This is a genomic window from Tepidamorphus sp. 3E244 (genome assembly GCF_046159835.1).
Taxonomy (GTDB): Bacteria; Pseudomonadota; Alphaproteobacteria; order Rhizobiales; family Tepidamorphaceae; genus JACKJK01.
Genome location: NZ_JBJXCY010000001.1, coordinates 1,121,200 through 1,145,612, shown reverse-complemented (window position 1 = coordinate 1,145,612; position 24,413 = coordinate 1,121,200). Strand labels below are relative to the sequence as shown.

Annotated in this window: 21 protein-coding genes; 7 read left to right on the top strand and 14 right to left on the bottom strand. The window is 64.6% G+C overall.

Going from position 1 to position 24,413, the window contains the following annotated elements; genetic code table 11:
- Positions 1-20: 20 nt before the first annotated feature.
- The 6 genes from ACKTEK_RS05465 to ACKTEK_RS05440 form a co-directional block, all read right to left on the bottom strand.
- Positions 21-1,532, bottom strand: a complete 1,512-nt coding sequence (locus tag ACKTEK_RS05465; protein WP_409164230.1) for a Ppx/GppA family phosphatase — start codon at positions 1,530-1,532, stop codon at positions 21-23.
- A 13-nt stretch (positions 1,533-1,545) separates the two neighbouring features.
- Positions 1,546-3,765, bottom strand: coding sequence for an RNA degradosome polyphosphate kinase (locus tag ACKTEK_RS05460; protein ID WP_409164229.1), 2,220 nt, complete (start codon positions 3,763-3,765; stop codon positions 1,546-1,548).
- 158 nt (positions 3,766-3,923) lie between these two features.
- A complete protein-coding gene (locus ACKTEK_RS05455) occupies positions 3,924-4,616 on the bottom strand; it encodes a chromosomal replication initiator DnaA (protein ID WP_409164228.1) in 693 nt (230 codons plus the stop codon).
- A 3-nt stretch (positions 4,617-4,619) separates the two neighbouring features.
- Positions 4,620-5,708 (bottom strand): AI-2E family transporter, encoded by a 1,089-nt coding sequence (locus ACKTEK_RS05450; RefSeq protein ID WP_409164227.1) that lies wholly within the window; start codon positions 5,706-5,708, stop codon positions 4,620-4,622.
- A 30-nt stretch (positions 5,709-5,738) separates the two neighbouring features.
- Positions 5,739-6,269: a CDP-alcohol phosphatidyltransferase family protein gene (locus ACKTEK_RS05445; RefSeq protein WP_409164226.1), complete on the bottom strand. Its 531-nt coding sequence runs from the start codon at positions 6,267-6,269 to the stop codon at positions 5,739-5,741.
- Positions 6,270-6,312: 43 nt separating this feature from the next.
- On the bottom strand, positions 6,313-7,581 hold the full coding sequence (locus ACKTEK_RS05440; protein WP_409164225.1) for a DUF2066 domain-containing protein: 1,269 nt from the start codon (positions 7,579-7,581) through the stop codon (positions 6,313-6,315).
- Positions 7,582-7,746: 165 nt separating this feature from the next.
- Between ACKTEK_RS05440 and purM the strand changes: the two genes are divergently transcribed.
- Positions 7,747-8,832 carry a phosphoribosylformylglycinamidine cyclo-ligase gene (purM, locus tag ACKTEK_RS05435; RefSeq protein WP_409164224.1) on the top strand — a complete coding sequence of 362 codons (1,086 nt, stop codon included), beginning with the start codon at positions 7,747-7,749 and terminating at the stop codon, positions 8,830-8,832.
- Entirely contained in the window at positions 8,829-9,506 is a 678-nt protein-coding gene (gene purN / locus ACKTEK_RS05430) for a phosphoribosylglycinamide formyltransferase (protein ID WP_409164223.1), read from the top strand. Before purM ends, purN begins: the two co-directional genes overlap by 4 nt.
- Here the strand turns inward: purN and ACKTEK_RS05425 are convergent.
- Both ACKTEK_RS05425 and ACKTEK_RS05420 read right to left on the bottom strand, forming a co-directional pair.
- On the bottom strand, positions 9,481-9,819 hold the full coding sequence (locus ACKTEK_RS05425) for a hypothetical protein (RefSeq protein ID WP_409164222.1): 339 nt from the start codon (positions 9,817-9,819) through the stop codon (positions 9,481-9,483). The genes purN and ACKTEK_RS05425 overlap by 26 nt on opposite strands.
- Positions 9,816-11,957, bottom strand: a complete 2,142-nt coding sequence (locus tag ACKTEK_RS05420; RefSeq protein WP_409164221.1) for a molybdopterin-dependent oxidoreductase — start codon at positions 11,955-11,957, stop codon at positions 9,816-9,818. The genes ACKTEK_RS05425 and ACKTEK_RS05420 overlap by 4 nt, the downstream gene beginning before the upstream one ends.
- 273 nt (positions 11,958-12,230) lie before the next feature.
- Between ACKTEK_RS05420 and ACKTEK_RS05415 the strand changes: the two genes are divergently transcribed.
- Positions 12,231-13,172, top strand: a complete 942-nt coding sequence (locus ACKTEK_RS05415; RefSeq protein WP_409164220.1) for a hypothetical protein — start codon at positions 12,231-12,233, stop codon at positions 13,170-13,172.
- Positions 13,173-13,265: 93 nt separating this feature from the next.
- Here the strand turns inward: ACKTEK_RS05415 and ndk are convergent, their stop codons facing one another.
- Together ndk and ACKTEK_RS05405 are read right to left on the bottom strand one after the other, a co-directional pair.
- A complete protein-coding gene (gene ndk, locus ACKTEK_RS05410; protein ID WP_409164219.1) occupies positions 13,266-13,688 on the bottom strand; it encodes a nucleoside-diphosphate kinase in 423 nt (140 codons plus the stop codon).
- Positions 13,689-13,776: 88 nt separating this feature from the next.
- Positions 13,777-14,667, bottom strand: a complete 891-nt coding sequence (locus ACKTEK_RS05405) for a LysR substrate-binding domain-containing protein (protein WP_409164218.1) — start codon at positions 14,665-14,667, stop codon at positions 13,777-13,779.
- Between the two features lie 196 nt (positions 14,668-14,863).
- Between ACKTEK_RS05405 and katG the strand changes: the two genes are divergently transcribed.
- The gene (katG, locus tag ACKTEK_RS05400; protein ID WP_409164217.1) at positions 14,864-17,077 is read left to right on the top strand and encodes a catalase/peroxidase HPI; all 2,214 of its coding nucleotides are present in this window, start codon (positions 14,864-14,866) and stop codon (positions 17,075-17,077) included.
- Positions 17,078-17,154: 77 nt separating this feature from the next.
- On the opposite strand, the gene ACKTEK_RS05395 is transcribed toward katG, so the two are convergent.
- Both ACKTEK_RS05395 and ACKTEK_RS05390 read right to left on the bottom strand, forming a co-directional pair.
- Positions 17,155-17,847, bottom strand: coding sequence for a glutathione S-transferase family protein (locus ACKTEK_RS05395; RefSeq protein ID WP_409164216.1), 693 nt, complete (start codon positions 17,845-17,847; stop codon positions 17,155-17,157).
- 76 nt (positions 17,848-17,923) lie between these two features.
- The gene (locus tag ACKTEK_RS05390; protein WP_409164215.1) at positions 17,924-18,313 is read right to left on the bottom strand and encodes a hypothetical protein; all 390 of its coding nucleotides are present in this window, start codon (positions 18,311-18,313) and stop codon (positions 17,924-17,926) included.
- Positions 18,314-18,467: 154 nt separating this feature from the next.
- Between ACKTEK_RS05390 and ACKTEK_RS05385 the strand changes: the two genes are divergently transcribed.
- The gene (locus ACKTEK_RS05385; RefSeq protein WP_409164214.1) at positions 18,468-20,363 is read left to right on the top strand and encodes an ABC-F family ATP-binding cassette domain-containing protein; all 1,896 of its coding nucleotides are present in this window, start codon (positions 18,468-18,470) and stop codon (positions 20,361-20,363) included.
- Positions 20,364-20,392: 29 nt separating this feature from the next.
- On the opposite strand, the gene ACKTEK_RS05380 is transcribed toward ACKTEK_RS05385, so the two are convergent.
- The gene (locus ACKTEK_RS05380) at positions 20,393-20,857 is read right to left on the bottom strand and encodes a DNA polymerase III subunit chi (protein WP_409164213.1); all 465 of its coding nucleotides are present in this window, start codon (positions 20,855-20,857) and stop codon (positions 20,393-20,395) included.
- Between the two features lie 59 nt (positions 20,858-20,916).
- Here ACKTEK_RS05380 and ACKTEK_RS05375 point away from each other — a divergent pair, with 59 nt between their 5' ends.
- Together ACKTEK_RS05375 and ACKTEK_RS05370 are read left to right on the top strand one after the other, a co-directional pair.
- Positions 20,917-21,864, top strand: a complete 948-nt coding sequence (locus ACKTEK_RS05375; protein WP_409164212.1) for a hypothetical protein — start codon at positions 20,917-20,919, stop codon at positions 21,862-21,864.
- A 24-nt stretch (positions 21,865-21,888) separates the two neighbouring features.
- Positions 21,889-22,815: a nitrilase-related carbon-nitrogen hydrolase gene (locus tag ACKTEK_RS05370; RefSeq protein WP_409164211.1), complete on the top strand. Its 927-nt coding sequence runs from the start codon at positions 21,889-21,891 to the stop codon at positions 22,813-22,815.
- A 27-nt stretch (positions 22,816-22,842) separates the two neighbouring features.
- Here the strand turns inward: ACKTEK_RS05370 and ACKTEK_RS05365 are convergent, their stop codons facing one another.
- Entirely contained in the window at positions 22,843-24,363 is a 1,521-nt protein-coding gene (locus ACKTEK_RS05365; RefSeq protein ID WP_409164210.1) for a leucyl aminopeptidase, read from the bottom strand.
- Between the last annotated feature and the right edge of the window lie 50 nt (positions 24,364-24,413).

The following is a 24,413-nucleotide window of genomic DNA, read 5'->3' as shown; positions in this document are numbered from 1 at the left end:
ATTCTGGCCAACAGGCAGAATCAGCTTTCGATGACGATTTCCGGGTCCAGTGACAGCACCTTGGACAGCTGCTTGAGGCGGGTTTCCAGCCGGTTGCCGGCGAGGTCCGCCCGCGAGGCGGGCAAACGTAGCACCAGCTTGTCGGCTTCCTTCGCCAGCGGTGTCTCGTCCAGCACACCGGCCATGCTGGCGGTGATGAGGTAGGCGACGCGCATCGCGCCGCCCAGAATGCGCGCCCGCTCCTGCAGCTTGGGGCGTACCAGCGCCAGCAGCCGGTCGGGCAGGCCGGGATTGTTCACCCCGTTGTGGCGATGGCTCACCGTCAGCGCCATGAAGATGCGGCCTTCGTGGTCGACGCCGATGAAGGCTGCGTTGGCGATGACGTTGACGCTCTGCTCGCCGCGATAGTCCGGGTGGGCGCGCCAGCCAATGTCCGTCAGCAGCGTTGCGGCATGGCGGATGCGCCGCTCGCTTTCGTTTTCATCGAGGTCGAGGGAGGCAAACAGCCCGTCCGTCCAGCGCACCAGTTCGCTGGCGTGGGCGGGCGAGCGTGACCGAAGGTAGGCCAGTTCCTCGGCGGAGGCGATCAGCGGATCGATCTCGCGCTCGCTCTGGGGCAGCAGCGAATAGAGCAGCCCCTCGCGCACGCCGAGCGCCGACATGACCAGCTTGCTCGGGCTGATGACGTCGAGCACACCTTCCATCACGGCAGCGCCATACGGCATCAGGTTGAAACGTGCGTCGGAAATACCGGCCTGTTTCTGCATGGAATCCAGCTTGCCGCGCTTCACCTCCTTGATGAAGTCGCGGGCCTCATCGATCTCGATCTCGTAGTTGTGCATGACGAGCAGCGGGTACTGCTTGGAGGCCATGTGCAGCTTGGCGATGGAGCGGAAGCTGCCGCCGATGGCGTAGAACGGCCGGTCCTTGCCACTGGGCGCTACGGGACAGACAGCGATGGACTTGGCGACCATCTCCTCGGCCTTGTCCGGTTTTTCGCCGGTCACGTCGCGAAGCCGCAGGACGCCGAGCGGCAGCGTTGCGCCGTCGCCGACCTGATCACCGTGGACATCGACGAGCTCCAGGCTGCCGCCGCCAAGGTCGCCGACGAGGCCATCTGGCTCGTAGAGACCGGAGACGACGCCGTAGGCTGCCAGCAGCGCCTCGTCCTCGCCGGTGAGTATGCGCACCGGGGCGCGGCAGATGGTTTCCGCCTCGCGCACGAAGCCCGAGCCGTTCTCGGCCTCGCGGGCGGCCGCCGTCGCGATCACGTTCAGGCTGTCGACGCGCATCTGGTCGCACAGCGCGCGGAAGCGGCGCAGTGCGGTCAGCGCCAGCTTGACGCCATCCTCGTTCAGCCGGCCGGTCGAGGCGAGATTGGTGCCAAGCCCGCAAAGCGCCTTTTCATTGAAGATGGGCGTGGGGCAGCGCGTCAGCCCCTCGTAGACGACGAGGCGCACGGAGTTCGAGCCGATATCGACAACGGCGATCGGCTTGTTCCACGGCAAACGGCCCGGAGAGCCGTTCGACAACAAATCCCGTGGGCTAGAAGCGGACGGATTTTGCGAGACTGCGTGGAGAATGTTTCTTGAGCGAGCGGCCACGTCCTGAAAGACTCGGGTTCGTCATGAAATATTTGTGGGCGTTGAACGGATCCTCGCCCTCCCCGAAAACGATGCGTTCTGAATCGCCGTCGGCATTCAGGCGGTAGCTTTGCTGGTTGTCCAGCATGTTGGCAACCATGATCTGGTCCAGCACCTGTTCGTGAACCGTCGGATTGTAGATGGGAACCATCGCTTCGACGCGCCGATCGAGGTTTCTGGGCATCAAATCGGCCGATCCGATGTAGATCACGGCCTTGAGCGAGGGCATTTCCTCTCCGTTGGCAAAACAGTAGATCCGGGAGTGTTCCAGGAACCGTCCGATGATCGACTTCACGCGGATGTTCTCCGACAGCCCCGGCACGCCGGGGCGCAGGCAGCAGATACCGCGGATCACGAGGTCGATCTTCACCCCTTCCATCGAGGCGCGGTAGAAGGCATCGATAATCTCCGGGTCCACCAGCGAGTTGCACTTGGCCCAGATCGCGGCAGGCTTCCCGGCGCGGGCATTGGCGACCTCGTTGTCGACATGCTCCAGCAGCTTCTTCTTCATCGTCAGCGGCGACATGCCCATCTGCTCGAGGTCCTTGGGCTCGGCATAACCGGTGATGTAGTTGAAGATGCGCGCCACATCGCGGGCAATCGCCGGGTCGGCGGTGAAGAACGACAGGTCGGTGTAAATCTTCGCGGTGATCGGGTGATAGTTGCCGGTGCCGATATGGCAATAGGTCGTCAGTTGCCCCTGCTCGCGGCGCACCACCATGGACAGCTTGGCGTGGGTCTTCAGTTCCACGAAACCGAAGACGACCTGCACGCCGGCGCGCTCAAGGTCGCGCGCCCAGCGGATGTTGGCCTCCTCGTCGAAACGGGCCTTAAGTTCGACAAGTGCCGTGACGGACTTGCCGGCCTCTGCCGCCTCGATGAGCGCGCGCACGACGGGGGAGTTCTTGGACGTGCGGTAGAGCGTCTGCTTGATGGCCAGAACGTCCGGGTCGCGGGCGGCCTGGTTCAGGTACTGCACCACCACGTCGAACGATTCATACGGGTGGTGGATGATGAGGTCCTTGGCCTTGATCGCGGCAAAGCAGTCCCCGCCGAACTCGCGGATGCGCTCGGGAAAGCGCGGCGTGTAGGGCACGAATTTCAGGTCCGGGCGATCCACGTCCACGAGCTGATCAAGCTCGTGCATCGACAGCATCCCGTCGATGGTGACAGTCTCGTCACGGCTGACATGCAGCGCCTCGGCGACAGTGGCCTGCAGGTTTTCCGGCGTCGACGCCTCGATCTCCAGGCGCGTCACCGAGCCACGGCGCCGGCGCTTGAGCATGGTCTCGAACTCGCGCACGAGATCTTCGGCCTCTTCCTCGATCTCGATGTCGGAGTCGCGAATGATCCGGAACGCGCCGCGTCCGCGCACGTCATAGCCGGGGAACAGTCGCTCGATGTGCAGCCCAATGGTGTTTTCCAGGCTGATGAAGCGATAGGTGCCAGGCTCAGCCTGCGGCAGGGCGATGAAGCGCGGCACCTGCAGCGGCACGCGAATGAGCGCGGTCATGCTGCCGCCCTTCCGGGCCAGTTCCAGCACCAGCGAGAAGCCCAGATTGGGAATGAACGGGAATGGGTGAGCCGGGTCCACCGCCAGCGGCGTCAGCACCGGGAAGACGTGCGCGAGAAAGTAGTTATCGAGCCAGGTCCGCTCCGCATCGCTCAGGTTTTCACCCTCGACGATGACGATACGCTCCTCCGCCAGAAGCCCGCGCAAGGCGTTCCACTGGTCCTGCTGCCCGGCGACGAGCGAATCCACCGCAAGGCCGACGGAGTCCAGCTGTTCGCTCGGCGTCAGCCCGTCGAGACTGCGGGTGTTGATGCCGGCCCGCTCCTGCTCCACGAGACCGGCGACGCGCACCATGAAGAACTCGTTGAGGTTGTTGGCGGAGATCGACAGGAAGCGGAGCCGCTCAAGCAGCGGATGATCGGTGTTGGCCGATTCCTCCAGAACGCGGCGGTTGAACGCCAGCCATGACAATTCCCGGTTCACGAAGCGCTTGGGATCGTCGAACCAGTCCTTTTGCGGTTCTGCGGCCTTGGATACCGCGCGGCGCACAGGATTGGGCTGGGCGATTGCTGCTTCCGTTGGCTGGGGTTCGGCGGCTGACTTGTCCATATTTTTCCGTGTGGTGTGAACGCTGCGGCATCTTAGCAGAATTCTGCGAAAATTCGCGCGGCTTCCCGCCATGCCGATGAAATCCGCACTGCTCCGATACAAGCTCTTAGACCGGGATGGTGACAGTTTGGTGTCTTCGCGCCCGGCAAAGCCAGCAATCAGTCGCCGTTCATTCCGGCAATGACCTCGCGCACCACACCGAGCGTCACCGTGCGGCGCTTCTCCATGCTGGCGGTATCCACGGCCTTCACGAAGGCCTCGGCAGCGGCATGAGAGCGTTCGAGCCGGGGGATCGCATAGCGCAGTGCATTGGCCGCAACCGTGATCTGGCGGTCGGCCATCAGCTTCAGCAAAAGTGCTGAGAACAGCGCATCGTCGGGCATGGCGAGCGTCACGACGCGGGCAAGCCGAAGCCGTGTGCGCACGTCGTCAGTCTTCAGCGACCATGCGGGCGGGTCATTGCGCGCGGTGATGAGCAAGGCCAACCGCTTGTTGATGGCCGCGTTGATGAGGTGGAAGAACGTGTCCTCCGCGAAGGGCTTTCCCGCTTCTGGCGGCATGCCCTCGACCAACCCGGCACCGGCGGAGAGCATCTGCTCCATCACGGCCTCGGATAGTTCAGACGCATCAGCGCGCACCGCACCCGCCTGCTCCTGGAAGATCGCGCCGAGATGCGTCTTGCCGCTGCCTTCCGGTCCGACGACCACCAGTAAAGGCGGATCGGCCGTTTCCAGCTTGTCGATCGCATCGACGGCTGCGGCATTGCTTTCGCTGACGATGAAATCCTCGCGGCCCATGGCGGGCCGGAACGGAAGCTCGAGAGCCAGTTGCCGGTCGGGTTCGCCTGCCATGGATCAGCCGTTCAGGTTGTCCGGGGCCTTGTCGTCGGTGCCGCGATAGAGCGTGCTCTCGCGGTATTTCTCCACCGCGAACCGGGCTACCACGCCGAGCGCTGCGGCCATCGGCACGGCCAGCAACATGCCGACGAAGCCGAACAGATAGCCGAAGGCGAACAGCGCGAACATCAGCCAGACCGGGTGCAGACCGACATGCTCACCCACTAGTTTCGGCTGGAGGATGTTGCCCTCGATGGCCTGGCCAGCCATGAAGATGCCGGCGGTTGCAGCAATCCACGGCCAGTCCGGCCAGAACTGCACCAGCGCCACGCCGACAGCGACGATGAAGCCGCTGAGCGAGCCGACATAGGGAATGAAGCTGATGAGGCCGGCGCCAAGGCCGATGAGCAGCCCGAAGTTGAGGCCGATCAGCGTCAGGCCGATGGCGTAGAACGCGCCGAGGATCATGCAGACGAAGGTCTGGCCGCGAATGAACCCGGCCATGGCGTCGTCCACATCGCTCATGATGCGGCGGATTTCCTTCTTGTGGTCGCGCGGCAGCAGGCCGTCGACCTTTTCGATCATGCGGTCCCAGTCGACGAGCATGTAGAACGCGACGACGGGCGTGACCACGAAAAGCGCGATGGTGTTGATGACCGCCATGCCGCCGGTAAGCAGCGACTTCAGGAACGTGCCCACCCATGCGCCGACATTCTGCAGGACCGAGCCGATATTGCCTTCCAGCTCCTGCGTGCTGTCCTGAAGGAAGCGGCCGATCCAACTGGTGCTCGACCACTGATCGACAAGCTCCCGCATGCGCTGCGCGTATTCGGGAAAGCGCATGATGAAGCCGTCGAACTGGCTCGCCAGCACCGGGACCAGCGCCAGCAGCGTTGACACGAACAGCAAGGTGAAGACCACGAGGATGAGAAGCGAAGCGACGAAGCGCGGCATGTATTTTTCCAGCCGGTCCGCCAGCGGGTCCAGCAGGTAGGCCAGCGCCATGCCGGCCACGAACGGCAGCAGAATGCCGGAAAACAGCCAGAGCATCGCCAGCAAGGCGACCAGCGCCAGGAGCCAGAATTTCATCTGTTGGCTGAATGTCATCGGCTGCCTGTCACTCCGTCTGTCCAATGGTCAGTCGCTCAGGTGGCGCATCCAGGCCGCGAGATAGCCCAGCGCCGAGCCGACCGTGAGTATCGTGACGGCGGCGGTTCCCATTACCAACAATTGACCGACCTGAACAGGGAACGCGACCGATGCCAGCACCAGGGCGATGAGCGCGCCCTGCGCCGCGGTGTTGGCGCGGGAGATGTGCAGCGGGTCGATGGGCATGGGCCGGTCCATCAGCGCTGCCACGCCGATTCCCGTCACGATGAATGCGTCGCGGCTGACGACGAGAACCGCCAGCCACACCGGAACCAGCTCCTGCGCGGCCAGCGTCACGAAGAGCGACACGAACAGCGCCTTGTCGGCGACCGGATCGAGATAGGCGCCCAGTTCGCTCGACTGGTCGAAGCGCTTGGCGATGTAGCCGTCGAGCGCATCGGAAATGGCCGCGCAGACGAAAACGATGAAGCTGAACAGATACCAGCCCTGAATCGTGGCGTAGACCACGAGGGGCACGGCTGCGAGGCGCAGGATCGTGATGAAGTTGGGTATCGTCATGGTGTGAGGCCTGCCACTGCGGGCAGACAAGCTACGCAATTCGTCAGCGCCGCGACAGTCGCCAGTTGTTGGAGGCGAGATTTCGCGTCACCGACAGCCCCTCTTGCCCAAGAGCTGCAAAAAGCGCGCCCGGCGAACGCACGTACCAGACCTTCACGTGATGAACGCTGTCTCCGTCCGCGAACTGGAAGGCCGTGACCGGGCGCAACCGGGCAAGCGTCGCGCCAAGAGGGCCAACCTCGAAATCGCCGCCGAACTCCAGCACCAGCGAGCCATCACCATCCGGCAGGCCCGACGCGACAGGTGCAACGGCGACCTGCGTTGCCGTTTGTTGCTTCGCCTGCGTTCCGCTCGACGCGGAGACAGGTTCAAGCCGCAACTGGGACGCTGCCGTCGCCGGCAGTGCGACCTGCACAAAAGGTTGCGGTGCGACCGTGGTCCCTGACATGGGAATGCCGTTGATGCGCACGCCGCCCATCGGCCCGCTCGACTGGCCGTCCTTCCAGGTATCGTCGAGGATCTCCGGCACCTTTTCCGCCGCATAGGCCATCTTGTCGGTGATGTCGTCGGCAAGCGGAATGGTGCGTTCGAACCAGCCCGCGCCGCTGTCGCCGCCGATGCGCAGGCTGGCCGGTTCCTCGCCCGTGGCTGCGGTGAACTGCGCGACGACGGCACCTTGCGTGTCGTAGCGCACCCGCAGGTAGCCAAGCGAAATCCGGTCAAGCTCCACGAGACGGTCGACGGATTCGACCCGGTCACGGCGCGTGCCTTCAGCCAGCGACAAGTCGACGAGCCACGCGTCGCGCACGACAGCCGCAAGTGCCTCGTTCCATGCGCCGGCTTCCGCGTAGGCCGCGACACCGCCCTCGCCTGCCAGCACCGGAATAATGAGGATGTTCGGGCCGCGCCGGGCATGGATCTGGACACCGGATGCCGCAAACACGTTGCGGATCGCCGCTTCATCGAAGCGCAGCGAGGCAGTCAGCGAATATCGCGTTCCGTGCGCCACTTCCGACTGCACGCCGAAGGAGGCCATCAGCGCTTCGGCGCGCGGACGGCTTGGAACGGGCAGCTTGCCAAGGTCCTTCGATCGCGCAAGCCGCGCGAAAAGGCGCTTCAGGCCGATCGTGTAGGCGGCATCCATCGCCTGCTGCTTGGCGGCGACGGCGTTTTCGGCGCTCTGCTCGATGCGGATATCGGAGACGGTGAAGGCATCGCGGGATTGCGCGCGCGCTTCATCGGCGCGGCCAACGCACAGCGCAAGGAGTATCGCTGCCGAAGCGGCAGCTTGAAAACGGTTCAGCGCTCGCATCCCTCAAAGTCCCCGGATCGCGTCATTCATCATGCATTCTCGCCGCGCGGCCCTGACAAGGCGTTAACACTGTGGAAAGCATGTTGGCGCCTTGCGTTTGGGCGCCATTCTGTTCAGATGCCGGCCAAAATCGCGGTGGGACCCGGAAGGACGCTGGAAGACGACATGAGCGAGAACGAACGCGAATCCCTGAGCTATGCGCAAGCCGGTGTCGATGTGGACAAGGGCAACGCACTGGTCGAGTCCATCAAGCCGCTGGTGCGCGCCACTGCGCGGCCCGGCGCAGACAGCGACATCGGCGGGTTCGGCGGCATCTTCGACCTCAAGGCCGCCGGCTACGAGGACCCGCTGCTGGTCGCGGCCAATGACGGTGTCGGCACAAAGGTAAAGATCGCGATCGAAACCGGCATCCACGACACGGTTGGCATCGACCTCGTCGCCATGTGCGTCAACGACCTCATCGTGCAGGGCGCGGAACCGCTACTCTTCCTTGATTATTACGCCACCGCCGCGCTGGAACTGGACGTTGCGAAGGCGGTTGTCGCGGGCATCGCGGAAGGATGCAAGCGCGCCGGCTGCGCGCTGATCGGCGGCGAAACGGCCGAAATGCCGGGTCTCTATGCCAAGGGCGACTACGATCTCGCTGGCTTTTCAGTCGGCGCAGTGGAGCGCGGCAAGCTGCTTCCCGCGTCCAATGTCGGGACCGGTGACAAGCTGGTCGCCATCGGCTCCTCGGGCGTGCATTCCAACGGCTTTTCGCTGGTGCGCCGCATCGTGGAGCGCGAAGGTCTCAAGTGGGATGCCGCATCACCATTCGGCGGCGACGAGCCGCTCGGGCGCGTGCTGCTGACACCGACCCATATCTACGTGAAGCCGCTTCTCGCCGCGCTGAAGGCCCATGCGCCGATCAAGGCGCTGGCGCACATCACCGGCGGCGGGCTGACCGAGAACCTGCCACGCGTGCTGCCCAAGGGCTGCGATGCAGAAATCGAGCTGGAGCGGATCAATCCCAAGCCGGTTTTCGGCTGGCTGGCGGAAGCCGGCAATGTCGGCATGGAAGAGATGTTGCGCACGTTCAACTGCGGCGTCGGCATGGTCGCGGTCGTACCCGGCAGCGATGCCGAGGATGTCGCAGCGGCGCTGCGCACCGCAGGCGAGGACGCCTACGTGCTCGGCTCGCTGGTGGACAATGACGGCGGGGCCGCCAGGGTGCGCTACAAGGGCACGCTCGGGCTGAAGGCCTCGGCATGACGCGAAAGCGCACAGCGATCCTGATTTCCGGGCGGGGCAGCAACATGAGCGCCCTCATCGCCGCTGCGATGGCCCCGGACTTTCCCGCCCGCATCGACCTCGTCATTTCCAACCGTCCCGGCGCCGCCGGACTGGAACGCGCGCAGGCCGCCGACATCGAGACGGCGGTCGTCGATCACAAGGCGTTCGAGACGCGCGAAGCCTTCGAGGCCGAGGTTCAGGCGCTGCTGGAAGCCCGCGACATCGAGCTTCTGTGCCTTGCGGGCTTCATGCGCATCCTGACAGACGGGTTCATCGCGACCTGGCTCGACCGGATGATCAACATCCATCCCTCGCTGCTGCCGATGTTCAAGGGGCTGGACACGCACCAGCGCGCGCTGGATGCCGGAGTTCGGCTGGCGGGCTGCACCGTGCACGTGGTGCGGCCGGAGATGGATACCGGCCCGATCATCGCGCAGGCCGCCGTCCCGGTGCTTCCCGGCGACACGGCCGAGACGCTTGGAAAGCGGGTGCTGGCCGCCGAGCACCGGCTCTATCCCCATGCGCTGGCGCTCTACGTGACCGGCAAGGCGCGAGTGTCCGGCGAGCGGATCGTCTTCCACGAAGTGGAGGCGGACGGTGAAGGATCGCTGATGTCGCCGACCCTCATCACGCGCGAGCAGGCCGACGCCTGAGGCTGCTCAGTCCGCCTTGCAGGCCTTCATGTGACCGTTCCAGACACGCACCCCCGGGGCCGCGCAGCTTGCCATTGGCGATCACCGACGCGATCTGCTCAGGCGACAGGTCGGCGACGGTCTTGTCGGACGCGCAGCGGCAGGCATTGGCGATCTCGGAGAACAGGTTGCCGCCGCGCGGTGAACCTTCCACGCAGTTGTCGAGCATGATGATGCGGGCAGCGTTCTTGTCGTCAGCGACGGCTACCTGCGTACCGACGCCCGTCAGCAGGACCGCCGCAACCGCGACGCCTGCCAGAACTCGCTTGCTCATGCCTCGACCTCCTGGCGCAGCGCGTCGTTGTCCTGTTCCCGCCGGCGCGCCGGATCGGCCCGCAGCCACACGCGATTGTCGTGGAATGCCGCGCCGCCATAGGGCGCGACCGGGTCGGCCCGCGTCAGTGTGTTGATACCGGCACCATCCTCGAACGCATCATTGGGCCACAGACCTTCACTGACGACAACGCCGGGACACAGCCCGTCGAAAATCTTCACGTGCAGCTTCACCTGCCCGCGCTCGTTGCCGATGATGGCGGCTTCGCCATCGACAAGGTTGAGCCGCGCCGCATCGTCGGCGCGCACCAGAACCTCGGGCCGGCCTTCCCTTGCCTTTGACCCTGCCGTCTCGTTGAAGGACGAGTTGAGGAACGAGCGCGCGGGCGCCGTCACCAGCCGGAAGGGGTGCGCGGTGTCCGCGTTTTCTGTCACGTCCCAGTGGTCGGGCAGTTCCGGCAATTCAGCATGCGGCCCCATCGCCCCGTTGTTGCTGGCCTTCACGCTGGTCCAGTCGGGCGCAAAGTGGAACTTGCCGTCCGCGTTGCCGAACCCGCCGATATAGTGGGACGTCTCGAAATCGGGCTGGCAGTCGATCCAGCCGGCTTCCGCGATTTCGTCCCAGTTGCCGCGGCCGGACTTGCGCAGCAGCGCATCGACAAGTTCGCGCGCGCTCATGTCGTTGGCGCGGTCTTCGACGCCAAGCCGCTTCAGCAGCTCGGAATTGACGACGTGGTTCTCGCGGCATTCGCCGGGCGCGTCGATCAGCTTCGGTCCGAGCGAGATGTGCTGGTGCCCGCCGCCTCGATAGACGTCGTCATGCTCGGTGAACATGGTCGCGGGGATGACGATATCGGCCATCTTCGCGGTTTCGGTCATGAACTGCTCGTGGACGCAGGTGAACAGGTCATCTCGCGCAAAGCCCTGCTTCACGAGTGTCTGTTCCGGTGCGACGGAGACCGGGTTGGTGTTCTGGATGATCATTGCCGTCACCGGCGGCCCGCCATACAGCGCGTCGCCCTCGCCCGTCAGGATCTGGCCGATGCGACTCTGGTCGAGCATGCGGATGGACGGGTCGCGCCTGTCGGCTGCGGTGACGATGTCTGCATTGATGTTGAAGATCGCGCCGTTGGAGTGGAACGCGCCACCACCTTCCAGCGGCCACGCACCCATGACGGTCGGGATGGACACGGCGGACAGCATTGCCACAGTGCCGTTGCGGGTGCGGGTGAAGCCGTAGCCGAGCCGGAAGAAGCTGCGCTTGCGCGCGCCAAGCCAGGCCGCAAATTCCTCGATCTTTTCGACCGGCAGCCCGGTGATGGCCGAGGCCCACTCGGGGCCGCGTGACTTCAGGTGCTCTTCCAGCCGCTGCGGGCAATTGGAATATTGCGCGAGATAGTCGCGATCGGCGTGGCCGTCGCGGAACAGGCAGTGCATCACCGCACAGGCAAGCGCTCCGTCGGTGCCGGGCTTCAGGCACAGTGCGAGGTCGGCCTGCTTCATGGTGTCGTTCATGTAGACGTCGATCACCACGATCTTGGCGCCGCGTTCCTTTCGCGCCTTGGTGGCGTGGGTCATCACGTTGACCTGGGTGGAAACGGCATTCGTCCCCCAGATGATGACGCAATCGGACTTTGCCATCTCGCGCGGATCGGGACCGGCAAGCTTGCCGGTTGCGGCGATGAAGCCGGTCCAAGCCGGGTTCACGCAGATGGTGTCGAACTGGCCGGAATAGCCCTTGAGGTTGCGGACACGGTGGATGCCGTCGCGCTGTACGAGGCCCATGGTCCCGGCATAGTGGTACGGCCAGACGGCCTCGGTGCCGTGGCGCGCCTCGGCCTTGATGAACGCATTGGCGATCTCGTCCATCGCCGCATCCCACGAAATCTCGCGAAATTCGCCGCTGCCTTTCTCGCCGACGCGCTGGAGGGGCTTCAGCAGCCTGTCGGGATGGTGATTGCGCTCGGCATAGCGCGCGACCTTCGCGCAGATGACGCCGGCGGTGTAGCTCTGGCCGTTGTGGCCGCGCACCCGGCCGATCATCGCGCCGTCGACGACCTCGACATCGAGCGCGCAGGTCGACGGGCAATCATGGGGACAGGTAGACTTGAAGCGGGTGATTTCTGGCTGCTTGTTCATGGGTGCAGAGTAGTCCCGAACGCCGGCAAGCGCCACCACGCTTGCGCAACGGAAACTGCGCTCAACATGCAAAGTTCTGATGGTAACGCATCTTTTTCGCTGATGTCGGGCTCCAGAACGTCACCAACGTTGCGCAGTTGTCACGAAGATCACAATCTCGACCCCTGCCCGGAACATATCCCCTTTCCCTGCTTTGACGTTCCGAAGACCCGAAACCGGGGGCACCGTCACGTTTCAAGTCAGTCCAGACGGTGCCGGATAAGGGGGCGATACATGAACAGCAATCTCAAACGCCTGGCCGTCACGTCTTTCGCGGCGCTGACTGCGGGTTCTGCTTTCGCAGCCGACATGCCGGGACCGTATGATCCGCCGCAGCCGGTGGTCTATGAGCCGGTGCCCGGCAAGCAGATGTTCTACGAGCTTGACGTCTATGGCGGCTGGACGTGGCGCGGCGGCGACGCGCTTGGCATTGCGGAAGACGATTCGTACGGCCTCATCGGCGGCGGCGGCAAAGTCGGCTGGTTCGCGCCGAACGACTATTACGTCCAGTTCGACGTCGACGCCGAAAGTGCATTCGCTGACGCAAGCGACGACACCTATGCCGGTTCGATCCAAGGCATTGCCCACGTTGGCCGTGACTTCAACGGTATGACGCGCGCCGGTGTCTTCGGCGGTATCGGACGCGGCTACAATGACGTGTCGCCGGATTCCGCGACCTACTGGGTCGCAGGTCCCGAAATCCAATACCGCACGGGCAACTGGATCCTGACGGGCCAGGCCGGTTACCTCGACGTGTTCGACGAAACGCGTGACGAGGTTCTTGGCGATGCCTTCTTCGCCCGCGCAGCCGCCGCGCACTTCTTCAACGGCGGCCGCACCAAGCTCCAGGGTGAAATCCTTGGCGCGTGGGGTGAGCAGGACTTCGATGGCGCTTCGCCCGACGATCTGGACGTGGTCGCATTCGGCGCCGAGCTGGAGCACCAGCTCAAGACGTTTGAATCCGGCAACCTGATGTCCGGCTTCGTCGGCTACCGCGCGATGATCTACGACGAAGACTTCGGCGGCGGCTCCGACAAGATCGACGATCACACCGTGATGGTCGGCCTGCGCATCCGCAGCGGTGGTGCGACGCTCCAGGAAGCACTGTCGAACGGCACCTCGTTCGACTCGCCGGCTTTCGGCGCGATCACGCAGGGTGCGACCGCGGTCGATTGATCCTGATACCGCGCGTCGCCTGACGCGCACCGCAGAAACAAAAAAGCCGGCCCTCACGGGCCGGCTTTTTCACGTCTGATCGAGATTTGGATATTAGCCGACGATCTCGTTGCCAGCGAAGAACTGCGCGATTTCCTGCGCGGCGGTCTCGGCGGCATCGGAGCCGTGGACCGAGTTCTCGCCGACCGACAGGGCGTGTTCCTTGCGGATGGTGCCGGCGTCGGCGTTCTCCGGGTTGGTCGCACCCATGACTTCACGGTACTTGGCGATGGCGCCCTCGCCTTCCAGCACCTGCACGACGACCGGAGCGGACGTCATGAACTCGACGAGCTCGCCGAAGAACGGGCGCTCGGAGTGGACGGCGTAGAAGGTCTCGGCCTGCGCCTGCGTCATCTGGATGCGCTTCTGCGCGATGATGCGAAGGCCTGCGTCCTCGATCATCTTGTTGATCGCACCGGTCAGGTTGCGGTTGGTCGCGTCGGGTTTGATGATCGAAAAGGTGCGTTCCAGCGCCATGGTCGGGTGGTCCTTTGTTTCAATTGATTGTCTGGATTTGCGGCGGCTTATACGCGCGCCGCATGACGGCTGCAAGGCACAGCCCAAATCAATCGGTGATGCAGGCACTGACGAGATCACGCATTTCCTCAAAGCGCGCGGCAAGCGGGTGGGTGCGCCGCCATGCGAGCGCAACGCGCCGCTCAGGTTGGGGATCGGCAAAGCGCGTGACGCGGACGCGGCTTTCACCGGCGCAGACGTTCGACCCGTAGAGTTCCGGCACCAGCGTCACCCCCTGCCCGTTGGCGACGAGCTCCACCAGCGTCGAGAGGCTCGTCGCGCCGCCCCCGGCACGCCGTTCCGGTTCAAGTGATGTGCCGCAGGCCTGCAGCACCTGGTCACGCAAGCAGTGCCCGTCTTCCAGCAGCAGCACGCGTTCGCCGGTGAGTGCGTGGAGCGGCAGTGGCGCGTCCTGTGGCGTGTCATCGCCAGCGGCGACGAGCAGGAACGCCTCGTTGTAGGCGACGCGATGCTCGATCTGCGGATGGGAGAGCGGCAGGCTCGCGATCATCAGGTCGAGGTCACCTTCCAGCAGTTCGCGCGTCAGGTTGTCGGTGATCGTTTCGCGCAGCACCAGTTCCAGCTTCGGGAAGGCAATGGTGATGCGCGGAAGAAGGCGCGGCAGCAGGAACGGGGCGACAGATGGAATGATCCCCAACCGCAAGGGTCCTGCGAACCCCTCGCCGCGTGAACGGGCGAAATCCTCGATCTCGCGAATATCGGTGAGGATGCGGGCGGCACGGGCTGCAATCTCCCGGCCTGCGTCCGTCAGCCGCCCGCCGCCTGGATGGCGCTCGATCAATTGCACGCCGAGGCGGGCTTCCATTTCGCGAATCTGCACGGACAGAGCGGGCTGTGACACCCCGGCGCGCGCGGCAGCGCGGCCGAAATGGCCCTCGTGGGCGACGGCATCGAGATAGCGAAGCTGCTTCAGGCTCATCATAGGATTTTCCTATCACGACAAGCCAATTTTGCAATTGGACTTTATTGCGCCCTTTCGTCACGTTGCGCCGATCCGGCGTCATGCCGTCTTCTTGGGAGGCCGTTAGACGATGCCGACAAGCACGGGGGAACGCGCCGCGTTTGCAGGCAGCCTCCCGGAACAAGATGCGACCCAGACCCGACAGGAGAGGAAAATGGACAAGAAAGTCGAACAGGCGGGCGGCTGCCCCGTCGTGCATGGCGCGACGAATGTCAGCATGCGCTCGAACCGGCACTGGTGGCCGAACCAGCTCAATATCAAGATCCTGCACCAGAATTCCGAACTGACGGACCCGCTGGGCAAGAGCTTCGACTATGCCGAGGAATTCAAGAAGCTCGACTACAAGGCGCTGAAGGAAGACCTCTACGCGCTGATGACGGATTCGCAGGAGTGGTGGCCGGCGGACTACGGCCATTACGGCGGCCTGTTCATCCGCATGGCCTGGCACAGCGCCGGCACCTATCGCACGGCGGACGGTCGTGGCGGCGGCGGCACCGGCCAGCAGCGCTTCGCCCCGCTGAACTCCTGGCCCGACAACGGCAACCTCGACAAGGCTCGCCGCCTGTTGTGGCCGATCAAGCAGAAGTACGGAAACCAGATTTCCTGGGCCGACCTGATGATCCTTGCGGGCAACTGCGCGCTGGAATCCATGGGCTTCAAGACATTCGGCTTCGCGGGTGGCCGCGCGGACGTCTACGAGCCGGAAGAAGACGTCTACTGGGGTTCGGAAGACGAATGGCTCGCCACCAGCGACCATGAACTCGCCCGCTACAAGAACGACCGCGAGCTGGAAAACCCGCTGGCGGCCGTGCAGATGGGGCTGATCTACGTCAACCCGGAAGGCCCCGACGGCAACCCGGACCCGCTGGAATCGGCCAAGGACATCCGCGAGACCTTCGCCCGCATGGCGATGGATGACGAGGAAACCGTCGCCCTGACGGCCGGCGGCCACACCTTCGGCAAGACCCATGGCGCAGGCCCGGTCGATCAGGTCGGCGTCGAGCCGGAAGCCGGTCTTATCGAGGACCAGGGCTTCGGCTGGCTGTCGCAGTGGAAGAGCGGCAAGGGCGTCGACACCATCACGTCCGGCCTTGAAGGCGCGTGGACCCCGAACCCGATCCGCTGGGACATGGGCTATTTCGACGTGCTCTTCAAATACGAGTGGGAGAAGACCAAGAGCCCGGCAGGCGCATGGATCTGGCGTCCGATCAACCTTGAAGAGCAGGACATGGCACCGGAAGTCGACGGTTCGGGCAAGAAGGTCCCGATCATGATGTCGACGGCGGACATGGCCATGAAGCTCGACCCCATCTACGGGCCGATCTCCAGGCGCTTCCACGAGAACCCGGAGCAGTTCGCCGACGCCTTCGCCCGTGCGTGGTTCAAGCTGACCCACCGCGACATGGGTCCGAAGTCCCGCTACATCGGCCCGGAAGTTCCGGCTGAAGACCTGATCTGGCAGGACCCGATCCCGGCGGTCGACCACGAGCTGGTCGATGCCTCCGACGTGGCGTCCCTAAAGGGCAAGATCGCCCAGTCCGGGCTTTCGGTCGCCGACCTCGTTCTCACCGCATGGGCGTCGGCCTCGACCTTCCGCGGGTCGGACAAGCGCGGCGGCGCCAACGGTGCGCGCGTTCGCCTCGAGCCGCAGAAGAACTGGGCCGTCAACAAGCCGGAGAAGCTCGCCCATGTGCTGGGTGTGCTGGAAGGCATCCAGAGCGACTTTAACGGCGCGCAGAGCGGGAACAAGAAAATCTCGCTCGCCGACCTGATCGTGCTGGCGGGCAATGTCGGCGTCGAGATGGCAGCCAAGCAGGCCGGACACGCGGTCGAGGTGCCGTTCACGCCGGGCCGCATGGACGCGAGCCAGGAACAGACCGACGTGGAGAGCTTCGAGGTGATGGAGCCGGAGGCCGATGGCTTCCGCAACTACCAGCGCACGACGTTCACCATCTCGGCGGAAGAGCTCCTGCTCGACAAGGCGCAACTGCTGACGCTGACCGCGCCGGAAATGACCGTTCTGGTCGGCGGCATGCGGGCCATGGGCGCCAATTATGACGGCTCCAGCCTCGGCGTCTTCACCGACCGCCCCGGCGCGCTGACGAACGACTTCTTCGTCAACCTGCTGGACATGGGCACCGAGTGGAAGCCGACCACTGAAGATGCGCAGGTCTTCGAGGGCCGCGACCGCAAGAGCGGCGAGACGAAATGGTCGGGCACCCGCGTCGACCTGGTCTTCGGCTCGAACTCGCAGCTTCGCGCACTGGCCGAGGTCTACGGCCAGGCCGATGCCGGCCAGCGGATGGTCAAGGACTTCGTCGCAGCCTGGACCAAGGTGATGGAAGCGGATCGCTTTGACCTCGCCTGAACGCGATCGACAATCTGAAACGAAAAAGGGCGGCCTGCGGGCCGCCCTTTGCGTATCTGGCGTCTGGCGATGCGAGATCAGGCCGCGCGGGCGGGCATCTTCGCGCCAAGCCGGTCGTAGAGGTTGAGCATCCGCTCGAACCATTCGGCGACGCGGCTGTCTTCCTTCAGGAGCGGCACCTTGCTGGTGACGCGCGGCCATTGCAGCGTCCCGAAGACGATGTAGTCGTGGTAGAGCGGCTGGATGCCGCCGATCCAGTCCTGCTTGCCGAGCATGACGTGCAGCGGCATCAGCGCCTGGTGCAGGTTCTCGATATGGGCGTCGCGCTGCGACTGGAGATCCTCCAGACCGCCGCCAAGTCGCTTTTCGCGGGTCTCGCGGAAATAGGGCTTGTCCTTTTCCTCGATGAGATCGTGGATGTCCTTCACGCAGGCCCGCGCGATGATCGGCGTCAGCGTGGCATTGGCCCAGGATTCGATGAATCGGCAGGCTGCCTTGCCGCCCTCCCCGCCAAACAGCGTGCCGCGGCTTTCGTACTGCTCCTCGAGGTAGCAGGCGATGTCGAAGCTCTCTGAGATGAAGGTGCCGTCGTCTTCCAGCACCGGCACCGTCTTGTGGTCGCCGCCGCCGATGCCGGGAATATCGGAAAACGTCACCGGAGCGGTGTCGTAGTCCAGTCCCTTATGGGCGAGCGCCATGCGGATGCGCCAGCAATAGGGTGAAAAGCGGCGGTCTCCGTCGCCGGCCAGATCGTGCAGTACAATTCCCATTCTCTACCTCCCGGTTTTGCGGCGGATAGTGCGCGCGCGCATTCGGGTTGGCAACGCATGGGACGCATGTGCGGGATCAATAAAACTCGACCGGCACCTTTTCCTTCTTTAGCAACTTGCCGCTGGTGGAGACGAAAAAGATCTGGATGAAATCCTTGCCGTTCTGCGTCGTCTGGAACGAGTAGTTCAGGTTGCGCTTCCCGCAGCGACCACCGGCCATGGCCACGATCACGGTGACCGGCTTGGCATTGCGGCTGACGGCGACGCCGCCGGGCGCACCATTGCGCTTGCCGGTGATGCGCGCGCACTTGGCGGGCGCGACGATGCCGGCATTGACGCGCACGAAGGGGCCGAATGCCGTCTGGCGGGCATCGGACCCGAATTCCGCGTGGGCCGGCGCGCCGACCACCGCCATCCCGGCGGCAAGAACCGCCGCGCCAAAGGCCGACTTCAATGATTTCTGCATTCGCATGGTGCTTCTCCGTGGCAAGAGTTGCCCCGCCCTGCTCCCAGATATCGGTTCAGGTGCGCCGGGTGACAAGGATATGCATCAATTGCGTGTTGAAGCCGCGCGCCGCACGCCATAGGTTCTCGCGCTTAATCCTGACATTGGCGGCTTCATGCTTCACATCAACGACCTGACCTATCGCATCGGCGCGCGTGTGCTGCTCGACAAGGCGACCATCGCCTTGCCGGATGGATCGCGCGCGGGCCTCGTCGGGCGCAACGGTGCGGGCAAATCGACATTGCTGGCGATCCTGCTTGGTCACCTGCCCCCGGAATCGGGTGGCGTCATGCTGCCGCGCGGGGCGCGGATCGGCACGGTTGCGCAGGAAGCCCCCGACGGCCCGCAGGCGCTGATCGACTTCGTGCTCGACGCCGATACCGAGCGCCGCGACCTGATGGAAGAAGCCGAAACGGCGACCGATCCCATGCGCATCGCCGAGGTGCAGACGCGCCTTGCCGACATCGATGCCCACGCCGCCCCGGCACGCGCTGCCCGCATCCTGAGTGGCCTTGGGTTCGACGAAGCGGCCCAGCAACGCCCCCTGGAGTCGTTTTCCGGCGGGTGGCGGATGCGCGTCGCGCTCGCCGCGATCCTGTTTGCCGAGCCAGACGTGCTGCTGCTCGACGAGCCAACCAACTATCTCGATCTGGAAGGGACGCTCTGGTTGCAGACGTATCTGGCGAAGTACCCGCACACGATCCTGATCGTCAGCCATGACCGCGACCTGCTGAACACGTCCGTCGACACGATCGTGCATCTGGAACGCGGCAAGCTGACCGCCTATCGCGGCGGCTACGACCAGTTCGAGCGCCAGCGCGCCGAGGCGCAGGCCTTGCAGATGAAGCTGAAAAAGAAGCAGGACGACCAACGCCGCCACATGGAAGCCTTCGTGGAGCGCTTCCGCGCCAAGGCGACCAAGGCGCGCCAGGCCCAGTCCCGCCTCAAGGCATTGTCGAAACTCCAGCCCATCGCGGCCATCGTGGATGAAGCCGTCAGCCCCATCGTGCTGACGGGACCGGAGAAACCGCTCGCAGCGCCCATCGTGGCACTCGAAAAGGTTGCGGTCGGCTATGACGAGAAGCCGGTTCTGCGTGGGCTCGACCTTCGGATCGACCCGGACGACCGCATCGGGCTGCTCGGCTCCAACGGCAACGGCAAGAGCACGCTGGCGAAACTCGTGTCCGGCCGCCTCGACGTGATGGACGGGCGCATGAAGCGCTCGGACAAGCTGACATTCGGCTATTTCGCCCAGCATCAGCTGGATGAGATCGACCCAGCCAAGAACGCCTACCAGCTGCTGCGCGACAGGATGCCGGGCCAGACGGAAGCGAAGGTGCGCGCCCGCGCCGGTGCGCTTGGCTTTCCGGGGCAGAAGGCGGAGACGCCGGCCCGTGACCTCTCCGGCGGCGAGAAGGCGCGCCTGCTGCTTGGCCTTGTTACGCAGGACAAGCCGCACCTGCTGATTCTCGACGAGCCGACCAACCACCTCGACGTGGATGCCCGCGAGGCGCTGGTGCGCGCCGTCAACGAGTATTCCGGCGCGGTCATCCTCATCAGCCACGACAAGCACCTGCTGGAAACCTGCGTCGACCGGCTCTGGCTGGTCGCCAATGGCGGGGTTGCCGCCTTTGACGGCGACATGGACGACTACCGCAAGCTGGTGCTGGAAAGCGCTGGCATGTCGCGGCGCGGCGGCAAGGGCCAGGCGAAGAACGACAACGATCCGAAGGCCGACAAGCGCCGCGACCTCGCCGACAGGCGCATGGCGCTGCAGCCGCTGCGCGACCGCCTCAAGGCCAAGGATGCGCGCATGGCGCAGCTTCGCACGGGAATCGAAAAGCTCGACAAGGCATTGGCATCACCTGGCCTGTTCGAGCGAAACCCCAAGCGCGGGGCGGAACTTGCCAAGTTGCGCACGGAGGCCGAACGCTCCCTGGTGAAGACCGAGGAAGAATGGCTCGAGCTTTCAACTGAGCTGGAAGAAGCCCAACAAACCGAATCCGCCTGAGCGGCCAAGCCCTTGAGCAGGAGTCGGTTTCAGGCCTCGGCCTTCTTCTCCCAGCGTCCGCCGCCATCCTGCTGCCAATAGGTCAGCTTGTGGCCGGCATCCTTGGCCTGCTTCCAGAAGGCCCGCGCCTCTGCGACGGCCTCGTCGTCGCGTCCGTCGAACATGGTCACCACGCGTTCGTAGCCGGCAAGCGCATCGCTGGGTGCGCGGTCGGTCAGGAACAGCACGTTGGCACCGTTCGGGTTGGCGGTCTGCGTCGTCAGGACGACCGGCTGGGTGGCGGCATCGCTCTCGCTGTCGCGCCCATGCGGCAGGAAGCTGTCCTCGCGGTAGCTCCACAGGGCCGTATCGATGGAATCAAGCCGTTCTTCCGATCCCGAGCGCACCAGCGCGCGCCAGCCGCGTTCCAGCGACTTTTCGACAAGCATCGGCAAGGCCTGTTCCAGCGGCTGGCGTTCGAGATGATAGAAAAGAATTTCGGGATTCTCGCTCATTGCCGCACAAGGTGCGAAGGTTTGGCGAACTGCGCAACTGCCAAGGTCCAATCGGCACCATGAAACAGATCGTTTTCCACCCCTCCTTCGAAATGGCCGGCAAACTGGCCCGCGTTCTGGAGCGCGCAGGCCCCGCCATGGAGAGCGCAGGGCTTGCCGAGGACGATCTCGGCATCGTCATCGGGCGCTACATGCCGGGCGAGGACGAGGCGGAGATTGCCGCGCACAATGGCGGGCAGCCGTTCTATCCGGCGAGCGTCACCAAGCTCGGATGGGGGCTGGCGGCGCTGGAACGGCTGGAAGCCGGCACGCTGGAGGACCACTCGGAACTGCGCCGATCCCTTCGTGACATGCTCGGGACGTCCTCAAACGCGGCGACGAACTACGTCATCGACTGCCTGACCGGCATGACCGGCGACACGCTTCTGGAAGGCGACGAACTGCGCGCGGCAATCGAGGCGCACCAGGAAATGACCCGGCGGCTGGCAAGCCTCAACTGGCCCGAATGGGAACACTGCCAGATCGTCCAGAAGGCATCGGACGAGGACCGCTACGGACGCCACGGGCAGTTCCTCGAAGCGCTGGGCCACAACGTGCTGACGCCGATGGGGGCCGCGCGGCTGATCCATGAGAGCGTCTTCGCCAACAGCTTTTCTGCAAGCGTGGTCAAGGAGATGCGGGCGCTGGTGAAACGACCCACCGCGCCGGAACACATCGCGGCGGAACCCATCAGCCAGATGCGCGCCTTCGCCGGCGGGGGCATTGCGCAATACCTGCCGGAGACCTCGCACATCTTTTCCAAGGCCGGGTGGTGCGTGGAGACCGGCGACCCGCGCTCGGCATGGAAGCGCCACGATGCGCTGATCGCACTGCTGCCGGACAACTCCGCCCTGCTCTGCGTGATCTTCGTGCAAGGCGTGAATGCTGTGAAGGACGAGACTTTGCTGCCTGCGCTGGGCGAGATGGTCGCGAATGCCATATTGCTGGTGAATGGCGGCGATGCCTGACGACGTAACGCGAGAGAGACACGAATGGCCAGCCTGAACCGATCCATCGCCCTGTGGGCAACCAATCTCGACATGGATATCGAAAGCGTTGCCGACTGGGTCGCACTGGTTGACGCCCGCGTCGCACAGGCGGCTTCCGAGAGCGCAAGCCTGCTGCTGATGCCGGAATATGTCTCGGAGAGCTGGCTCGCCTTCAAGCCGGACGGGCTGAAGCCCACGCAGGAGATGGCGTTCCTCGCCGACCATGCGCCGGACGCCATCGATGCGCTGGCGGCGAGCGCGCGCAGCCACGGCATCACGATTGTTGCTGGCTCCATGCCGTGGCACGGCGAGGCTGGCCAGATCGTCAACCGGGCATGGACGCTGATGCCTGACGGCACCCGGCTCTGTCACGACAAGCTTGCGCTGACCCCCGCCGAGATGGACGAAGAGGCTTGGGAAATCACGCCCGGTCGCTGCCTGCGGATCTTCGAGTGGAAGGGGTTACGCTGCGCCGTCGTCGTGTGTCTCGATGTCGAGATGCCGGCGCTGTCGGTGGCGCTTGCGCGCCACGGCATCGACCTGCTGCTGGTGCCCTCGATGACCTACCTGCCGACCGGCTATTCGCGCGTCTTCGGCTGCGCCAAGGCGCGCGCCATCGAGCTGATGTGCGCGGTCGCGGTGACAGGCTGCGTGGGCGCTTCGCGCGGCACGACCCAGAACGAGCACAACTACTCGGCCTGCGCGGTGTACCTGCCGTGCGAGACCGAGATCGGCAGTTTCGGCGTGCACGTGGAGACGGAGATGACGGATGGTGCGAATGGCGACGATCCGTTCGTGATCGCTCGCGACATTCCCTTCGACACGATCCGCGAATTGCGCTCCGGCAAGGCGGAAGTCTGGCCCGGTGCGTGGAGTGCCGGCCATGTCGAGATCATCGACGAGACGAAGGCAAAAGCGGCAGCGGAGTAACCCCGCCGCCGCTTGTGTTTCCTGTAATCAGTCTTCGTAGTGATCGGCCACGAGACGGTCGAGCAGGCGCACGCCGTAGCCCGACGCCCAGGTGTCGGACACGTCGGTCGAGGGCGAGGACATGCCGGTTCCGGCAATGTCCAGATGCGCCCACGGCGTTTCGCCCACGAAGCGCTTGAGAAACTGCGCCGCGGTGATCGAGCCGGCATAGCGGCCGCCGGTGTTCTTGATGTCGGCAAACTTCGACTTGATGAGCTTGTCGTAGGCCTCGCCCAGCGGCATCCGCCAGACGCGCTCGCCCGTCGCCTCGCCAGCATCGTAGATCTGGCTGGCGAGGTCGTCGTCGTTGCAGAACATGCCGGCACGAGCGGTGCCGAGCGCAACCAGGATCGCGCCGGTCAGCGTGGCGAGGTTGACGACGAACTGCGGCTTGAAGCGGTCAATCGTGTAGTAGAGCGCATCGGCCAGCACGAGCCGGCCCTCGGCATCGGTGTTGATGATCTCGATGGTGGTGCCGGACATCGCCTTGACGATATCGCCGGGGCGCTGGGCATTGCCGTCCGGCATGTTTTCCACCAGCCCGATGACGCCGATCACGTCGACCTTGGCCTTGCGGGCAGCCAGCGCGTGCATCAGGCCCGTCACGCAGGCGGCCCCGGCCATGTCGCCCTTCATGTCTTCCATGCTGCCCGACGGCTTGATGGAGATGCCGCCGGTATCGAAAACGACGCCCTTGCCGACGAAGGCGACCGGCTGTGCGTTCTTGGACTTGGTTCCGCGCCAGCGCATGACCGCGAGGCGTGCTTCGCGGTTCTTGGCACTGCCCTGCCCGACGCCCAGAAGCGCGCGCATCCCGAGCTTGGTCATTTCCTTGGGCGTGAGAATTTCGACTTCCACGCCGAGCGATTCAAGCTGCGCGGCCTTTTCGGCAAACTCGATGGGGCCGAGCACATTGGCGGGCTCGTTCACCAGGTCGCGGGCCAGCATGACGCCGCGGGCGATGCCTTCGGCTGCCTTGAACGCCTTCTTGGCGGCCGCCGGGTCCGCGCACTGGATGGTGACGGAAATCGGCTTGTCGTTCTTCTTGGGCTTGTCGTCGCCGTTTTCCTCCGGCTCGGACTGGTAGCGGTCGAACTTGTAGGCGCGCAGCATCATGCCGGCGGCAAGGTCAGCGGCTGATTCCGGCGACAGGTCGGCTGCCGGTGCGTCGGCGACGACCGTGACCGCCAGCTTCGACTTGCCCAGCGCCGACCAGATGCGGCCACCGAGCGAAAGGATCGCGTCCTGCTCGTCGCCGATGGTTTCGGCCTTTGAGTTGCGCGCGATGACGAGGATCCGGTCCGGCTGGTCCTTGTCGGATGGGTAAAGGTTCAGCGAGCCGGACGCGCCGCAGAAGTCGGCCGCGTCTGCCGCGCGCGTCAATCCAGCCGCGTCGGCAATCTCGCCGGACTGCTTGCCGAAGGAGAGCTTTTCCTCGGCGATGATGACGGCGCAGCCGGAATCAATTTCGGAATAAGGTTTGAAGGAGATCTTCGGTAGTTGAGCCATGTGCTTCCCGTTTTCACGTATCGGATGAATATGTTGCGCGGCGGCGCTGC